The organism is Arthrobacter globiformis NBRC 12137 (genome assembly GCF_000238915.1).
In the GTDB taxonomy this organism is placed as follows: domain Bacteria; phylum Actinomycetota; class Actinomycetes; order Actinomycetales; family Micrococcaceae; genus Arthrobacter; species Arthrobacter globiformis.
Window position 1 is genome coordinate 11,919 of sequence record NZ_BAEG01000047.1, and the last position, 13,924, is coordinate 25,842.

The following is a 13,924-nucleotide window of genomic DNA, read 5'->3' on the forward strand; positions in this document are numbered from 1 at the left end:
CCTGATTCCCCGTAGCCTATGTGCGGTAGATGTTGATGGTGTGGGCCTGCACCTCGTCAGGCTCACCGGACGCCACGAGGGCGCCCTGGCGCCGGTCGTGCAGCTCGGACGTGGTGAGGCGCAGATCGAACAGCCTCTTGCCGGTGCCGTCGTCGTTGGTGACCTGCGGAAGGGTGACCTCAATGTCCTCGGAGCCGCCGTTGACCACGATGAGCCCGGCCACGTGCCCGTCGTCGGAGCCGAGGAGCAGCTGAACCACCCGGTTCCCGTTGTCGTTCCACCGTTCCATGGACATGGGCTGCCCGGCCCGGTCGTACCAGTACAGGTAGGAGCGGGCGTCGCGGACCGGATAGTCGTGCGGCTGGGCGGCCAGGAACTCGTTGCGAAGCCGGATGACGCGCTTGGTGCTGCGGAGCATGGCGTGGGACTCCGGCGTGCTGGTCCAGTCGACCCAGGTGAGCGGGTTGTCCTGGCAGTACGCGTTGTTGTTGCCCTGCTGGGTGCGGCCCAGTTCGTCCCCCGCCGTGATCATGGGTACACCGAGGGAAATCATGAGCGAAGCCATGAGGTTGCGTTTGCTCTGGGCGCGGCGCGTCAGAATGCCCTCATCCTCGGTGCGCCCTTCGAAGCCGTGGTTGTAGCTGCGGTTGTCGCCGTGCCCGTCCCGGTTCTGTTCCCCGTTCGCCTCGTTGTGTTTGCGGTCGTAGGACACGAGGTCTGTCATCGTGAAGCCGTCGTGGGAGGTGATGTAGTTCAGCGAGGCCAGCCTGGAACGGCCCGACGGTTCGAACAGGCTTGCCGACCCGGACAGGGCGTCGGCGAGCCGGGCTACGGATCCGCCCCGGCCGCCGTTGTCGAGAGCGGCGCGGTCGGCCAGCCAGAAGGAGCGGACGGCGTCGCGGTAGTGATCGTTCCAATCGACCCAGCCGACGGGGAACCGACCGGTCTGCCAGCCGCCGTAGCCCACGTCCCACGGTTCCGCGATCAGCTTGACGCGGGACAGCTCCGGATCGGCGGCGACCGCCGCGAGGAAGGGGTGGCGGGGATCGAACTCGTTGGCTGCGTTCCGGCAGAGCGTAACGGCAAGGTCGAAGCGGAAGCCGTCGATGTGGAACTCGTCCACCCAGTACCGCAGCGAGTCCAGCACCAGCTGGACGACGCGGGGCTCGCCGAAGTTGAGCGTGTTGCCGCAGCCCGTAGTGTCGATGTATTTTCCGTTGCCGTCGGTGCGGTAGTACTTCTGCTCGCCCAGCCCCCGAAAGCTTAGGGTGGTCCCGTCCGGCCCGCCTTCGGCCGTGTGGTTGTAGACGACGTCGAGGATGACCTCGATGCCGGCTGCATGCAGCAGCTTGACCATTCCCTTGAATTCGTCCTGGACGGCCTGCGGCCCGGCTTCCTGGGCGGCCTTGGTGGCGTACGCGGGGTGCGGGGCGAAGAACGCCGCCGTGTTGTAGCCCCAGTAGTTGGTGAGGCCGAGGTTCTGGAGGTGGGGCTCGTCCAGATGGAAATGCACCGGCAGCAACTGCAGGGCGGTGATGCCAAGGCCTGTGAGGTGTTCGATCATCGCGGGATGGGCCATGCCGGCGTACGTGCCGCGCAGCGCCTGCGGGATGTCCGGATGAAGCATGCTCTGTCCGCGGACGTGTGCCTCGTAGACGATGGTGTTGCGCCACGGGATATTCGGCTTCCCGTCCGAGCCCCAGTCGAAGTCGGAGGACATCCTGACGCTGGTCAGGAATCCGTCGCGTTCATCGACGGCCCGGCCGTAAGGGTCCAGCAACAGCGGTTGCCGGCTGCCGTCGTCGTCAAAATCAACCGTGGGAACCGCGAGCGGCAGTACCTCGTCGCCCGTGGCGGCGGCTTGGTCTTTGGGGGCTGCGAGGAAGCCGTACCGGGATCCCACGGGAAAACCGTCCACCACTCCTTGGTGGACGCCGTTCGCGAGTTTGGACAGGGTCTGGAGCCGCCAGCTTTGGCCGGGCGCCTGGTAGGCCACCTCAAGCGTCGCGACACCGGGCGCGTAGACGGCGACTCGTACGCGGCTGCCGGGTGCGCCCCCCGGACCTTGGCGCGCGTCGCTGACCCCGAGGGGAAAGGCCTGGGAGTCGTCCACCGTCAAGGCTGTGTCTAAAAGGGGCATTACCATCAATTAAAGCTTAGCTGTCACAGCCAAATGGCTAATCTCCTCCCGCATGTTACGCGGGCGGGCTGTGGCGGCACCGCTGAACGCTCTCACAACGCACCGACTGGAGGTTTTCGTGAAGATTGCATTGGCCCAGATCATCACCGGAAGGGATGTGGCCGGGAACCTCACCGTGGTCGAAGAATACGCCCGCCGTGCCAAGGACGGCGGCGCCGAGATCGTCGTTTTCCCGGAGGCCACCATGCGCGCATTCGGCAATTCGCTGCTGGACATCGCCGAGCCCCTGGACGGCCCGTGGGCCGGCCGTGTCCGCTCGATTGCCGGCGAGTTGGGGATTGTAATTATTGCCGGAATGTTCACCCCGGGTTCATCGAGCTCCGACGGGCAGGCGAAAGTCCGCAACACGCTGCTGGTGGCAGGGCCGGGCGTGGACGCCAGCTATGACAAGGTGCACCTGTTCGACGCCTTCGGATTCCTGGAGTCCGACACCGTGGATGCCGGGACCGGCCCCGTAACGTTTGACGTCGGCGGCCTCACCTTTGGCTTGGCCACCTGCTACGACATCCGTTTCCCGGCCCTGTTCACGGCCAACGCCGATCGCGGAGCGGTCGCCAACATCGTTTGCGCCTCCTGGGGTTCCGGCCCCGGCAAGGTGGACCAGTGGAAACTCCTGGCCCGTGCCCGTGCCGTGGACACCACCACCTACGTCCTCGCCTGCGGCCAGGGCGATCCTGCCACCCAGGGCACCGAACCCCGCGGCGCAGCGCCCACGGGCGTCGGACACAGCGCGGTCATCTCGCCCTTCGGTGAGGTGCTCCAGGAGCTCGACGGCGCCCCCGGCCTTCTGTTCGCCGATCTGGACCCCGACCGGGTCAAGGAAGCCCGCACCAAGCTCCCAGTCCTGGCCAACCGCCGGGAATTCTAGGAGCGGCAAAACGCTTCCTCACCTCTTGTCGCTTAAAACCGAACGCTTCCTCAGGTCCTGCTCTTAAAACGCAAACGCTTCCGCACCTGGGTGCGGAAGCGTTGGCCGTTTCGCTGCGAAAGGTGAGGAAGCGTCCCCGGTTTACCTGCGAAAGGTGAGGAAGCGGCCCTCGACAGGGTGGGCTTATTTGGCGGAGCGCTGGCGCGAGACCTCGTAGAGCGAGATGCCGACGGCCATGGAAGCGTTCAGGGATTCCATGGCGGAGTCGATCGGGATGGAGACGATCTGGTCGCAGTTCTCCCGGACGAGGCGGCTGAGGCCCTTGCCTTCAGAACCGACCACGATGCAGACGGGTTCGGTGGCGACGGTCAGGTCCGGCAGCGAGACGTCGCCGTCGCCGTCGAGCCCCAGCACGAAGACGCCCATGTCCTTGAACTGCTTGATGGCGTTGTTCAGGTTGGAGGCACGGGCCACCGGAACACGCACGGCCGCGCCGGCGCTGGTCTTCCACGCCGCCGCCGTGACGCCGACGGAGCGGCGTTCGGGGACGATGACGCCGTGGCCGCTGAATGCCGAGACCGAGCGGATGATCGCGCCAAGGTTGCGGGGGTCGGTGATGCCGTCGAGGGCAACGAAGAGCGGCGCATTCGCGATGTGCCCCTTCTTCCAGCCTTCAACCGTCTGTTCGGCCAGCTCGTAGGCGTCCTGGTACTCGTACGGGGGAATCTGGAGCACGAGCCCCTGGTGCACGGCGTCGTCGGTCATCCGGTCCAGCTCGGGCTTGCCGGTTTCCAGCAGCGGGATGCCGCGTTCAGCGGCGATCTTCAGGGATTCCTTGACGCGGTCGTCCATCTCGATGCGGATGGCAACGTGCAGTGCCTTGGCCGGAATGCCGGCCCGGAGTGCTTCGACGACGGAGTTGCGGCCGGTGACCACTTCTTCGGTGGCACGCCCCTTCGGACCAGACCGGGCACCGGCACTGCGGGTGGCGCCGGCACCGCCGGGCCGCTTGGCGGCCGAGCGCTCAGCGAGCTGCTTGTTCTTGTGCGCCTTGTGGTAGGGGCGGTCCTCGGCTTTGGGGGTTGGCCCCTTGCCTTCGAGAGCCTTGCGGCCGTGGCCACCGGTTCCGGTGGTGGGCCCCTTCTTGAGCTTGCGGACTGCGCCCGGGCGACCTTTGTTGGCCATGAATTCCACCCTTGGTTGTATTGAGTAAGTCTGGACTCCAGTCTACTGACTGGCCTCAAATCGTTGACCGGGCGGGCGCTGAGCCGCCGGGGCTAGCTGCGCTGCAGGCTCCACGTGGCGCCGTCGGCGTTGTCTTCGACCAGGACGCCGGCCGCAGCGAGGGTGTCCCGGATAGCGTCGGAGGCAGCCCAGTCTTTCCTCGAGCGGGCTTCGGCGCGGGCGGCGAGCTGCGCTTCAATCAACGTGCCGAGGGCACTGGTGGCCTGGTCGTCGACGGCGGGCTGCGCGGCGGCGCTGATGCCCAGGACCCTGAGCATGTCGGTCACGCTGTCCAGCGCCTGCCGCGTAGCCGTGAGGTCACCATCGGTCAGTGCCGAGTTTCCGGCCCGGACCGTGTCGTGCAGCACCGCGAGGGCCTGCGGCACGTTGAGGTCGTCATCCATCGCAGCGGCAAACGCCTCCGGAACCGTGCCGTGGCTGCCAAACAGCAGGGCACCGTCGGAGGACAGCGCCCGGACGGCGCGGGCCACGAAGCCGTCGATGCGCTCGACGGCGGCAGCGGCCTCCTGCAGCGACGTCGGCTGGTAGTCCAGCACCGAGCGGTACTGTGCCTGGCCCAGGTAGTAGCGGACGACCCGCGGCGGCGCGAGCTCCAGCATCTCCGCCGGGCTGACCGTGTTGCCGACGGACTTCGACATTTTCTCGCCCTGGTACGTCACCATGCCGTTGTGCATCCAGAAGTTCGCGAAGCCGTGGCCCGCAGCCTGGGATTGCGCCATCTCGTTTTCGTGGTGCGGGAAGCGCAGATCGAGGCCGCCGCCGTGGATGTCGAATTCGGTGCCGAGGTATTTGGTGACCATCGCCGAGCATTCGAGGTGCCAGCCCGGGCGGCCGGCGCCCCACGGCGAAACCCAGCTCGCCGTCGTCGGCTCCCCCTCTTTGTGTCCCTTCCAGAGGGCAAAGTCGCGAGGGTCCTTCTTGCCGCGCGGATCGGCGTCGGCGGCTCCCTGCATGTCATCGATCTTCTGGCGCGTCAGTGCGCCGTATTTGTTCCAGGAGCGCACGTCGAAGTAGACGTCCCCCGAAGCATCGAGGGCAGGGTACGCGTGGCCGCGGTCGATCAGCAGCTGGATGAGGGCGTGCATCTCCGGGATGTGGCCCGTTGCCCGCGGCTCGTAGGTGGGCCGGGACACGCCGAGGGTGTCGTAGGCCTTGAGGAACTCCTGCTCATAGCGATAGGCCAGCGCCCACCATTCCTCCTCTGGCACGGAGCCGGGCTCCTGCTCGAAATCGGGGTGGAAGGAGGCCTCGGACTTGGCGAGGATCTTGTCGTCGATGTCGGTGACGTTGCGGACCACCGTGACACGGAAGCCGCGGTACTCAAGCCAGCGGGTGAGCTGGTCGAAGGCGATGGCGGAGCGGATATGCCCCACGTGCGGCATGCCCTGCACCGTCGCACCGCAGTAGTACAGGCTTACCTTGCCCGGTACCAGGGGAACGAAGTCACGGACTTCGGCGGATGCAGTGTCGTAAAAGCGCAGAGTCACCGCTCCAGATTAGCCGATGCCAATGTCCCCGCTTACTTGCAGACCTCGCCGATCCTGTTGTTCTGCCTGGCGAGTTCCGCCGTCTGCTCCGCACTCTTGTTGCCCAGCGACGTGCCAGCCACCTGCTTCATGATGTCGGCCATCTTCTGGATGGGGTCGGCCACGTCCTGGGCCACCTTGTCGGCGACCTCCTGGTAGTGCTTGGCGATCTGGTCGGCCTGCTGCTGCTGGTTGCCCGTGGGCTTGAACGTGTCGCCCTGCAGGAACTTGCAGCTCTCCTCGACGCTCATGCGGGGGCTGCCGGCACAGCCGGCCAGAAGCACCCCAGCGATCACGACGGCGGGAAGCAACTTTTTCACGGCGGGTCTCCTGGGATTGCGGTACTTGGGCTTATTCCAGCCTAGGCGATTTGGCCGTGGGGGCGGGCAGCCGCCCGGCGGGCCGGTTCCGTCGGGGCAGCTACGCCGCCGGGTAGACCAGGGCCGTAGCCACAGCGGAAATGCCTTCGCCGCGGCCGGTAAAGCCCAGGCCGTCGCTGGTGGTGGCGGTGACGCTGACCGGAGCGCCTGCGGCCTCGGTGAGGACGCGCTGGGACTCCTCCCTGCGGGGGCCGAACTTCGGACGGTTGCCCACGAACTGCACAGCGACGTTGCCTATTTCGAAGCCTGCCGCCCGGACGATCCGGGCAGCTTCGGCCAGGAGCGTGACTCCGGAAGCGCCGGCGAATTCGGGACGGTCCGTGCCGAAGTGGGTGCCCAGGTCGCCGATCCCGCAGGCGGAGAACAATGCATCGGCTGCGGCATGTGCCACGGGATCGCCGTCGGAATGGCCGGCGAGGCCCCGCTCCCCCTCCCAGAAAAGCCCGCCCAGCCAGAGCGGCTGCGGATCGCTGTCCGGGGCAAAGGCGTGTACGTCGATGCCGATGCCTGTCCGTGGCAGGAGCATTGGGGTCCGCGAAGCGTTGTCTGTCATGGCGTCTTTCGTCATGTGGTTGATCAGCCCTCCACCCAGCGGGCGCCCAGGGGTCCCTCCAGCAGGCCTTCGGCGATGATGAGGTCCAGCGGCGTGGTGATTTTCAGTGACTGGCTGGCCCCGCGGACGGCATGCACCGGCACCCCGAGAAGCTCCACCAGCATGGCGTCGTCGGTAACCGCGGCAGCCTGGCGCTCATCGAAGCCCGAGGCTGCCTCGTGCGCCTGCCGCAGAACGGAGAGCTTGAACCCCTGTGGGGTCTGGACCGCCCGGAGCTCCTCCCGCGGGGCGGTTCCCGTGACGAGTTCAGGGGCGATGTCCGCAGCGGGCCCTTCGGTGGCGGCGACGGTTTTGACCGTGTCCACCACAGGGATGACCGGAATCACTGCGTCGGCACCGGCTGCCAGCGCCTGGACCACCCGGTGGAAGACCGGCTCCGGCGTCAGGGCACGGGCGGCGTCATGCACCAGGACCGCTTCGGTGCCGTCCTCCACGGCGGCCAGGGCGGAACGGACCGAATCCGCCCTGGAGGCCCCGCCGTCGACCATGGTCAGGAGCGGGCCGCCGTCCACCAGCTCCAACCGGAAGTCCTCACAAAGCCGCCGAAGCTCCTGTTCCCCTGCCGGGAGCGCAATGCACACCTGGCTGGCAATGCCTGCCGCGACGATCCCGCGCAGGGCATGCATGAGGATCGGTTCACCCCCCAGCGGCACGGCGGCCTTCGGCATGCCATACCCCAGCCTCTGCCCGGAACCGGCGGCGACGAGGATCACGGCGGTCACAGGGCGCTTGGGTGCAGTGTTCATGCGCTCTAGCCTACGTCCCTGCCGCGCTCCCCCTCCATCTCCCAACTCAGTAGCAGCTGCGGGCGTTCCCAGCGCTGAGACCGCCGCGAGCTGCTACCTGGATGGGGGGTTTTGGGCAGGCCGATTTTGGGCAAAAAGAAACCCCGGCGGCACGGTGCCACCGGGGTTCAATTCTTGTTAGGAAGCCAAGACCTCGTCGAGAACGCTTGCAGCCTTCTCTTCGTCGGTCTTTTCAGCCAGAGCCAATTCTGAAATCAGAATCTGCCGGGCCTTGGCCAGCATACGCTTCTCGCCTGCGGAAAGGCCCCGGTCGTGATCCCGGCGCCACAGGTCGCGAACGACCTCTGCTACCTTGATGACGTCACCGGAAGCAAGCTTCTCCAGATTTGCCTTGTAACGACGCGACCAGTTGGTGGGCTCCTCAGTGAACTCGGCGCGAAGCACGTCAAACACGTGCTCCAAACCGTCTTTGCCCACTACGTCGCGAACCCCAACAAGGTCAACGTTCTCTGCTGGAACTTCAATGGTCAGATCACCCTGAGCCACCTTGAGCTTGAGATACATCTTCTCTTCGCCCTTGACAGTGCGCATCTTGATCTCTTCAATTTTTGCTGCACCGTGGTGAGGGTAAACTACTGTCTCGCCGACCTCAAAAACCATGTGGACTTTCCCCTTTCCCGCAGATCAGTTTATCACGATTAAGGCATATGACTGGCATGGAAACGGCCCGGGAACCCCGTAAATCCGCGGAAAATAGCCGAAATCGGCCGCTCAGACCCCTTGACGAACGCGAACAATAGTGCATCGCATGCAGGCCCACAAGCGTTACGCGCGGGTAGTTGTGGGTCTCCGCTAGCGGCCCGGGGACCCCCATAATCGGCGACGGAGGGGCCAGTCATGTGGAGGGGCCGAATCCTTGTTTGACCCTCTTTGCCGATAGGCTATGCCTGAAAACTGTTTCAAAGACTTTTCGAGGAGTGCGTGACGTGCGTTTCACTGCGATGAACCGGGGCCAGAGCGGCAAAATGGCAATGGCGGCAGCCGCCCTGAGCGTCGGCCTGCTGGCCCTGACGGGCTGCGGCTACGTCAACGCCCAGCAGACCTCTCACCAGTACGCCGCCTCCGACGGAACCCGTGCCGACGTCGGGCCGGTCCAGCTGCGCAACATGCTGATCGTTTCCGGTGGCGAGAACCAGCCGGGCCGCGTCATCGGTGCCGTCTACAACTCCTCGTCGAAGGACGTCAAGGTCACCCTCAAGGGGGCAGAAGGCGCACAGACTGAAGTTGCGGTCAAGCAGAACGCCTACACCCTGCTGAACGAGTCCGCGGACGCAGCGGTCCTGAGCACGTCCGGCGGCAAGCCCGGATCCCTCGTGGACGTCCAGGTGACCGAGGACGGCACCAACGTCAACAAGACCGTGAAGATTCCCGTGGTGGACGGCACGCTGAAGGAATACGCCGCCTACCTGCCGGGCGGGGCGCCCAGCGAGTCCGCCACTCCGAGCGAGACCGCGACCCCGGGCGAAACCGCAACGCCGAGCGAGTCCGCCACGGCCGCGCCCGCCGAAGGCCACTAAGAGCGCAGCCAACAGGGCAGCGATACAAGAAGGAGGGGCTCCCGGCAGGGAACCCCTCCTTCTTCGTTTGTTGCCGCCGCCTCGCCCTGGCCGTTCCCCGGCCGTCGGCCAGCTTCTACGGCTCGAATTTGTAGCCCAGTCCCCGCACCGTGACGAGGTAGCGCGGCAGCGACGGGTCGGGCTCGATCTTGCTGCGCAGGCGCTTCACGTGGACATCGAGCGTTTTCGTGTCGCCTACATAGTCGGAGCCCCACACCCGGTCAATCAGCTGGCCGCGGGTCAGTACTCGTCCGGAGTTGCGCAGCAGCATCTCCAGCAGTTCAAACTCCTTCAGCGGCAGCGACACCTGCTCGCCGTCGACACTCACCACGTGCCGCTCGATGTCCATCCGCACCGGACCGGCATGCACGGTGGATGAGATCAGCTCCTCGGGCTCGCCCTGGCGGCGCAGCACCGCGCGGACACGGGCCACCAGCTCACGGGAGGAGTAGGGCTTGGTGACGTAGTCGTCTGCGCCCAGTTCAAGCCCGACGACCTTGTCGATCTCGGTGTCCTTCGCGGTCAGCATGATGACGGGGACTGTGGAGCGCTGCCGAAGCTGCCGGCAAACCTCCGTGCCGGACTGTCCCGGCAGCTGCAGGTCGAGCAGCACCAGGTCTGCCCCGTTGCGGTCGAATTCCGTGATGGCGTCCAGGCCGTTGTCCACGACCTCCACTTCGAACCCTTCCTTGCCCAGAAGATAGGAAAGGGGATCGCTGAACGACTCCTCGTCCTCGACAATAAGAATCCTGCTCAAGCGTTAGCTCCTCGTTCGTGGACGCCGGCGGCGTCGTGTGGTTCCCTGGCCTGTTGCGGCCGGTCAGGCTGGTTCTGCGGTGAGGCGGGCGCCGGCGCTTTGGTTTCCTGGGCGGCGCCGGCGTCCCCGGCGCGGGGACGCGGCTCCGGTGCGGCTTCCCCTTCCTGCCCTTCCATCTCCGGCAGCCGGAGGGTGAATGTGGAGCCCTGGCCGGGCTGCGACCACAGCGTGACTTCCCCGCCGTGGTTGGAAACAACGTGCTTGACGATGCTCAGGCCCAGACCGGTTCCGCCGGTGTGGCGGGACCGGGCCGCATCCACCCGGTAGAAGCGCTCGAAAACCCGTTCCTGGTCCTCGGGTGACAGGCCTTCGCCCTGGTCTGTCACGGAGACGGAAACCAGGCCTTCCTTGGACCGCACGCCGATGCCCACCCGGGTGTTTTCCGGTGAGTACCGGATCGCGTTGTCGATGAGGTTGCGCAGCGCCGTGACCAGCAGGTCCTGGTCACCGTAGACCTTGGCCTCCGCCCGGCCGCCAATGACGATCTGGATGTTCTTGCTCTCGGCGGGTAGCTGCGAGCGGTCCACCGCCTCGGAGATCACGTCGTTGATATCCACGGGGTGGCCCTGCTGCGCCACGTTCGCGCCCTGCAGCCGGGACAGCTCAATGATGTCCTGCACCAGCGCGGCGAGGCGGGCCGACTCCTTGTGCATGCGTTTCGCGAAGCGGCGGACGGCATCCTCGTCGTCCGCCGACGACTCCAGCGCTTCAGCCAGCAGCGAGATGGCGCCCACCGGGGTCTTCAGTTCGTGGGACACGTTGGCCACAAAGTCGTTGCGGATCTCCTCGGTCCGGGTGATCTCGGTGCGGTCATCAGCCAGCAGGAGGATGTATTCCTCGCCCAGCATCGCGGCCCGGACCTGCACGATGATGGTTCCCTGGCCGAGCGGCCCCCTGGGCAGTTCCAGCTGCCTCTCCAGAATGACGCCGTCGCGCCGGACGTTCGCCGTCATGTCCAGCAGTTGGCGGTGCACAACGGTATGGCCGCGTACCAGGCCGTAGGCATAGGCAGCCGGGCTGGCGCGGACGACGCCGTCGATCGCGTCCACCACCACAAATGCCTGCCCGACGACGGCGAGGACTTCCGCGGAGCCCTGTGGCAGCGCCGGTTCGTCGTACTCAATGTCCACAAGCTCGCGCTGCTTCTCGCTGGCGCGGAAGGCGAGCACGCCAAAGACGCCGAACGACAGGCCCACCAGGCCGGCGATGACACCTAAGAGCATTGGATCCACGCCTCCAGCTTATGCTTCCGGGATGCCCCGATATCCGCTAAACAGCCCACACAGTACGGATTCAGCTAACGTTCATCTTGAGGTGTGTAACAGTTCACCGAACGCTGGAAGAGTGTGCGGTTGGACTGCCGGAACGGTGACACGAAATTCTGACCGCCGCGGCGGGGCGGAATTTCCAAGGAAAGGACGCCTACGTGCGCAAGGTTTTTCAGGAGGAGCTGGCCCATGTGGGCGAGGACCTCATCGAGATTTCAAAGCTGGTCAGCGAAGCGATCGGCAAGGCAACGACGTCGTTCGAGAGTGCCGACGTCGATCTGGCACAGGATGTCATCGCCGCGGACGCCAGGATCGACTTCCTGCAGAACAGCCTCGACGAGCGCGCGATCGACATCCTCGCGCTGCAGGGCCCCGTGGCCAGCGACCTGCGCATGATCGTCGGGTCGCTGCGGATGAGCGCTTCCCTGGAGCGCATGGGTGACCTTGCCCGCCACATCGCCCAGCTCGCCCGGCTGCGGTTTCCCTCCACCGTGATCCCGGAGGCGCTGACCGGAACGTTCAAGAGTTTCGCCGAGCAGGACATCGAGATCGCCAACAAGCTCACGCAGCTGCTGGAGACCCGCGACCTCGAGGTTGCCCGCGACATTCTCAAGGCCAACTCCACGGTGAACGACCTTCACCTCAGCGTGTTCAAGGCGATCGCACGCCCGGACTGGCAGGAATCCCCGGCCACCACCGTGGACGTGGCCCTGGCCAGCCGCTACTTCGAGCGGTTCGCGGATCACGGCGTGTCCGTGGCGCAGAAGGTCACCTACCTCGTGACGGGCGCGTGGCACCCGAACAGCATCGAGCACGGCTGACCTGTCGAGCACGGCTGGGCAGCACCTCCACCGAACTAAACGGACGACGCCGGCCGGTCACCAAGGTGACCGGCCGGCGTCGTCCGTTTGTGGCTGCGACAGGCTCAACCAGCGAAGGGCAGGGGGCTACTTCTTGCCCTGGTTGGCCACGGCCAGGATGGCCTGCTCCGCTGCCTCGGGGTCGAGGTACGTTCCGCCCGGCGTGATGGGCTGGAAGTTCTCGTCCAGGTCGTAAACCAGCGGGATGCCCGTGGGGATGTTCAGGCTGGCGATGGCGTCGTCGCTGATGCCGTCCAGGTGCTTGACCAGTGCGCGCAGGGAGTTGCCGTGGGCGGTGACCAGGACGGTCTTGCCGGCCTTCAGGTCTTCCTTGATGTCCGATTCCCAGTACGGGAGCAGGCGGATGAGGACGTCCTTGAGGCACTCGGTGCGGGGCAGTTCATCGCCGAGGTCCGCGTAGCGCGGATCGCGGGACTGGGAGAACTCGCTGCTGTCGTCCAGGGGCGGCGGCGGGGTGTCGTAGGAACGGCGCCACAGCATGAACTGGTCCTCACCGAATTCCGCAAGGGTCTGGGCCTTGTCCTTGCCCTGCAGTGCGCCGTAGTGGCGCTCGTTGAGTCGCCAGTCGCGCTTGACGGGGATCCAGCCGCGGTCGGCCTTGTCCAGGGAGATGTTGGCCGTGTTGATGGCCCGCTTCAGGAGCGAGGTGTAAAGGATGTCCGGGAGAATGTTGTTCTCAACCAGCAGCTCCCCGCCGCGTGCTGCTTCCTCGCGGCCCTGGTCGTTCAGGTCAACGTCCACCCAGCCGGTGAACAGGTTCTTGGCGTTCCATTCGCTGTGGCCGTGGCGCAGCAGAATCAGCTTGTAAGTCATGATTTTCATCCTAGCCGAGCGCAGCCCGCGGGTGCCGAGAGTTACATCACGCGGCAGGGGCCGCCCGCATCCCCCGGACGCATCCCCGGGAAGGGCCCGCCAGATAGGCTGGGGCCGTGGTGCAGAAAGCAGAACGGGTGGTGACCAACCGGAGCAGCCGGGGCAAGCCGGTGGGGAACGTGACCCGCGGCACCACCAACCCGAACCGTATGCGCCGGCTGGACCGCTGGCTGGCGGGGCCGCAGGCCTGGCGGCTCCGGAGGTCCGCTGACCCGCTTGTGGTGGACCTGGGCTACGGCGCTTCGCCGGCCACCGCCGTCGAGCTCTTTGAACGGCTCCGGGCGGTACGGCCGGATGTGCGCGTCTGCGGGATCGAAATCGAACCGGAGCGGGTGCGTGCGGCGAAGTCACTGGAGCGCCCGGGCCTGAGTTTCCACAACGGAGGATTCGAACTTCCGGTGCCCGGGAACCCGGTGTTTGTGCGCGCGTTCAACGTGCTGCGGCAGTATGAGGAAGCGGACGTCCGCGGCATCTGGGAACTGGTGCAGGGCAGGCTGGCTCCGGATGGCCTGTTCATCGACGGGACGTGCGACGAGATTGGCCGGCGCTCCGCGTGGATTGCCCTTGATGCCAAGCGTCCGCTCAGCCTCACCATGTCGGTGCGGTTCGGGAGTTTTGTCCTGCCGTCCGAGATCGCGGAACGCCTGCCGAAGGCCCTCATCCACCGCAATGTCCCCGGCGAACGTATCCACACGCTGCTGCAGGCGATGGACCGGGCCTGGCTCGAGTCGGCGCCGCTGGCGCCCTTCGGTAACCGGCAACGGTGGACGGCCATGTGCCGGGCACTGCTCGACGGCGGGTGGCCGGTGCAGGATGGTCCGTCGCGTTGGCGGCTGGGGGAACTTACGGTCGGCTGGGAAGCTGTGGCGCCTGGGTAACGCCAGGAGCCAC

Annotated in this window: 14 protein-coding genes; 4 read left to right on the forward strand and 10 right to left on the reverse strand. The window is 66.1% G+C overall.

Going from position 1 to position 13,924, the window contains the following annotated elements:
- Positions 1-16: 16 nt before the first annotated feature.
- Entirely contained in the window at positions 17-2,146 is a 2,130-nt protein-coding gene (glgX, locus tag ARGLB_RS08440; protein ID WP_043418531.1) for a glycogen debranching protein GlgX, read from the reverse strand.
- Between the two features lie 112 nt (positions 2,147-2,258).
- Between glgX and ARGLB_RS08445 the strand changes: the two genes are divergently transcribed.
- Entirely contained in the window at positions 2,259-3,068 is an 810-nt protein-coding gene (locus ARGLB_RS08445) for a carbon-nitrogen hydrolase family protein (RefSeq protein WP_003801153.1), read from the forward strand.
- Positions 3,069-3,251: 183 nt separating this feature from the next.
- Here ARGLB_RS08445 and rlmB read toward each other — a convergent pair whose 3' ends face one another.
- From rlmB to ARGLB_RS08475, 6 genes are all read right to left on the reverse strand, one after another.
- Positions 3,252-4,253: a 23S rRNA (guanosine(2251)-2'-O)-methyltransferase RlmB gene (gene rlmB / locus ARGLB_RS08450; RefSeq protein WP_003801155.1), complete on the reverse strand. Its 1,002-nt coding sequence runs from the start codon at positions 4,251-4,253 to the stop codon at positions 3,252-3,254.
- Between the two features lie 92 nt (positions 4,254-4,345).
- A complete protein-coding gene (gene cysS / locus ARGLB_RS08455; protein ID WP_003801157.1) occupies positions 4,346-5,800 on the reverse strand; it encodes a cysteine--tRNA ligase in 1,455 nt (484 codons plus the stop codon).
- Between the two features lie 32 nt (positions 5,801-5,832).
- The gene (locus ARGLB_RS08460) at positions 5,833-6,159 is read right to left on the reverse strand and encodes a hypothetical protein (protein ID WP_003801159.1); all 327 of its coding nucleotides are present in this window, start codon (positions 6,157-6,159) and stop codon (positions 5,833-5,835) included.
- A gap of 100 nt (positions 6,160-6,259) precedes the next feature.
- Positions 6,260-6,745 (reverse strand): 2-C-methyl-D-erythritol 2,4-cyclodiphosphate synthase, encoded by a 486-nt coding sequence (ispF, locus tag ARGLB_RS08465; RefSeq protein ID WP_353713403.1) that lies wholly within the window; start codon positions 6,743-6,745, stop codon positions 6,260-6,262.
- 50 nt (positions 6,746-6,795) lie between these two features.
- On the reverse strand, positions 6,796-7,578 hold the full coding sequence (ispD, locus tag ARGLB_RS08470) for a 2-C-methyl-D-erythritol 4-phosphate cytidylyltransferase (RefSeq protein ID WP_003801162.1): 783 nt from the start codon (positions 7,576-7,578) through the stop codon (positions 6,796-6,798).
- A 177-nt stretch (positions 7,579-7,755) separates the two neighbouring features.
- Positions 7,756-8,238 (reverse strand): CarD family transcriptional regulator, encoded by a 483-nt coding sequence (locus ARGLB_RS08475; RefSeq protein WP_003801164.1) that lies wholly within the window; start codon positions 8,236-8,238, stop codon positions 7,756-7,758.
- A gap of 326 nt (positions 8,239-8,564) precedes the next feature.
- On the opposite strand from ARGLB_RS08475, the gene ARGLB_RS08480 reads away from it, so the two are divergent.
- Positions 8,565-9,155: a hypothetical protein gene (locus ARGLB_RS08480; protein WP_003801166.1), complete on the forward strand. Its 591-nt coding sequence runs from the start codon at positions 8,565-8,567 to the stop codon at positions 9,153-9,155.
- A gap of 115 nt (positions 9,156-9,270) precedes the next feature.
- Here ARGLB_RS08480 and ARGLB_RS08485 read toward each other — a convergent pair whose 3' ends face one another.
- On the reverse strand, positions 9,271-9,951 hold the full coding sequence (locus tag ARGLB_RS08485) for a winged helix-turn-helix domain-containing protein (protein ID WP_003801167.1): 681 nt from the start codon (positions 9,949-9,951) through the stop codon (positions 9,271-9,273).
- A complete protein-coding gene (locus ARGLB_RS08490) occupies positions 9,948-11,234 on the reverse strand; it encodes a sensor histidine kinase (RefSeq protein ID WP_003801169.1) in 1,287 nt (428 codons plus the stop codon). The genes ARGLB_RS08485 and ARGLB_RS08490 overlap by 4 nt, the downstream gene beginning before the upstream one ends.
- Positions 11,235-11,437: 203 nt before the next feature.
- Between ARGLB_RS08490 and phoU the strand changes: the two genes are divergently transcribed.
- The gene (gene phoU, locus ARGLB_RS08495; RefSeq protein WP_003801171.1) at positions 11,438-12,100 is read left to right on the forward strand and encodes a phosphate signaling complex protein PhoU; all 663 of its coding nucleotides are present in this window, start codon (positions 11,438-11,440) and stop codon (positions 12,098-12,100) included.
- A gap of 126 nt (positions 12,101-12,226) precedes the next feature.
- On the opposite strand, the gene ARGLB_RS08500 is transcribed toward phoU, so the two are convergent.
- Entirely contained in the window at positions 12,227-12,973 is a 747-nt protein-coding gene (locus ARGLB_RS08500; RefSeq protein WP_003801172.1) for a phosphoglyceromutase, read from the reverse strand.
- A 116-nt stretch (positions 12,974-13,089) separates the two neighbouring features.
- Between ARGLB_RS08500 and ARGLB_RS08505 the strand changes: the two genes are divergently transcribed.
- A complete protein-coding gene (locus ARGLB_RS08505; protein ID WP_003801174.1) occupies positions 13,090-13,911 on the forward strand; it encodes a class I SAM-dependent methyltransferase in 822 nt (273 codons plus the stop codon).
- Positions 13,912-13,924 lie beyond the last annotated feature (13 nt).

Bases quoted from the DNA above. Each gene is read 5' to 3' on its own strand.
- ARGLB_RS08500 (WP_003801172.1), bottom strand. From the start codon at position 12,973: ATGACTTACAAGCTGATTCTGCTGCGCCACGGCCACAGCGAATGGAAC.
- glgX (WP_043418531.1), bottom strand. From the start codon at position 2,146: ATGGTAATGCCCCTTTTAGACACAGCCTTGACGGTGGACGACTCCCAG.
- rlmB (WP_003801155.1), bottom strand. From the start codon at position 4,253: ATGGCCAACAAAGGTCGCCCGGGCGCAGTCCGCAAGCTCAAGAAGGGG.
- ARGLB_RS08490 (WP_003801169.1), bottom strand. From the start codon at position 11,234: ATGCTCTTAGGTGTCATCGCCGGCCTGGTGGGCCTGTCGTTCGGCGTC.
- ispF (WP_353713403.1), bottom strand. From the start codon at position 6,745: ATGCTCCTGCCACGGACAGGCATCGGCATCGACGTACACGCCTTTGCC.
- ARGLB_RS08475 (WP_003801164.1), bottom strand. From the start codon at position 8,238: ATGGTTTTTGAGGTCGGCGAGACAGTAGTTTACCCTCACCACGGTGCA.
- ispD (WP_003801162.1), bottom strand. From the start codon at position 7,578: ATGAACACTGCACCCAAGCGCCCTGTGACCGCCGTGATCCTCGTCGCC.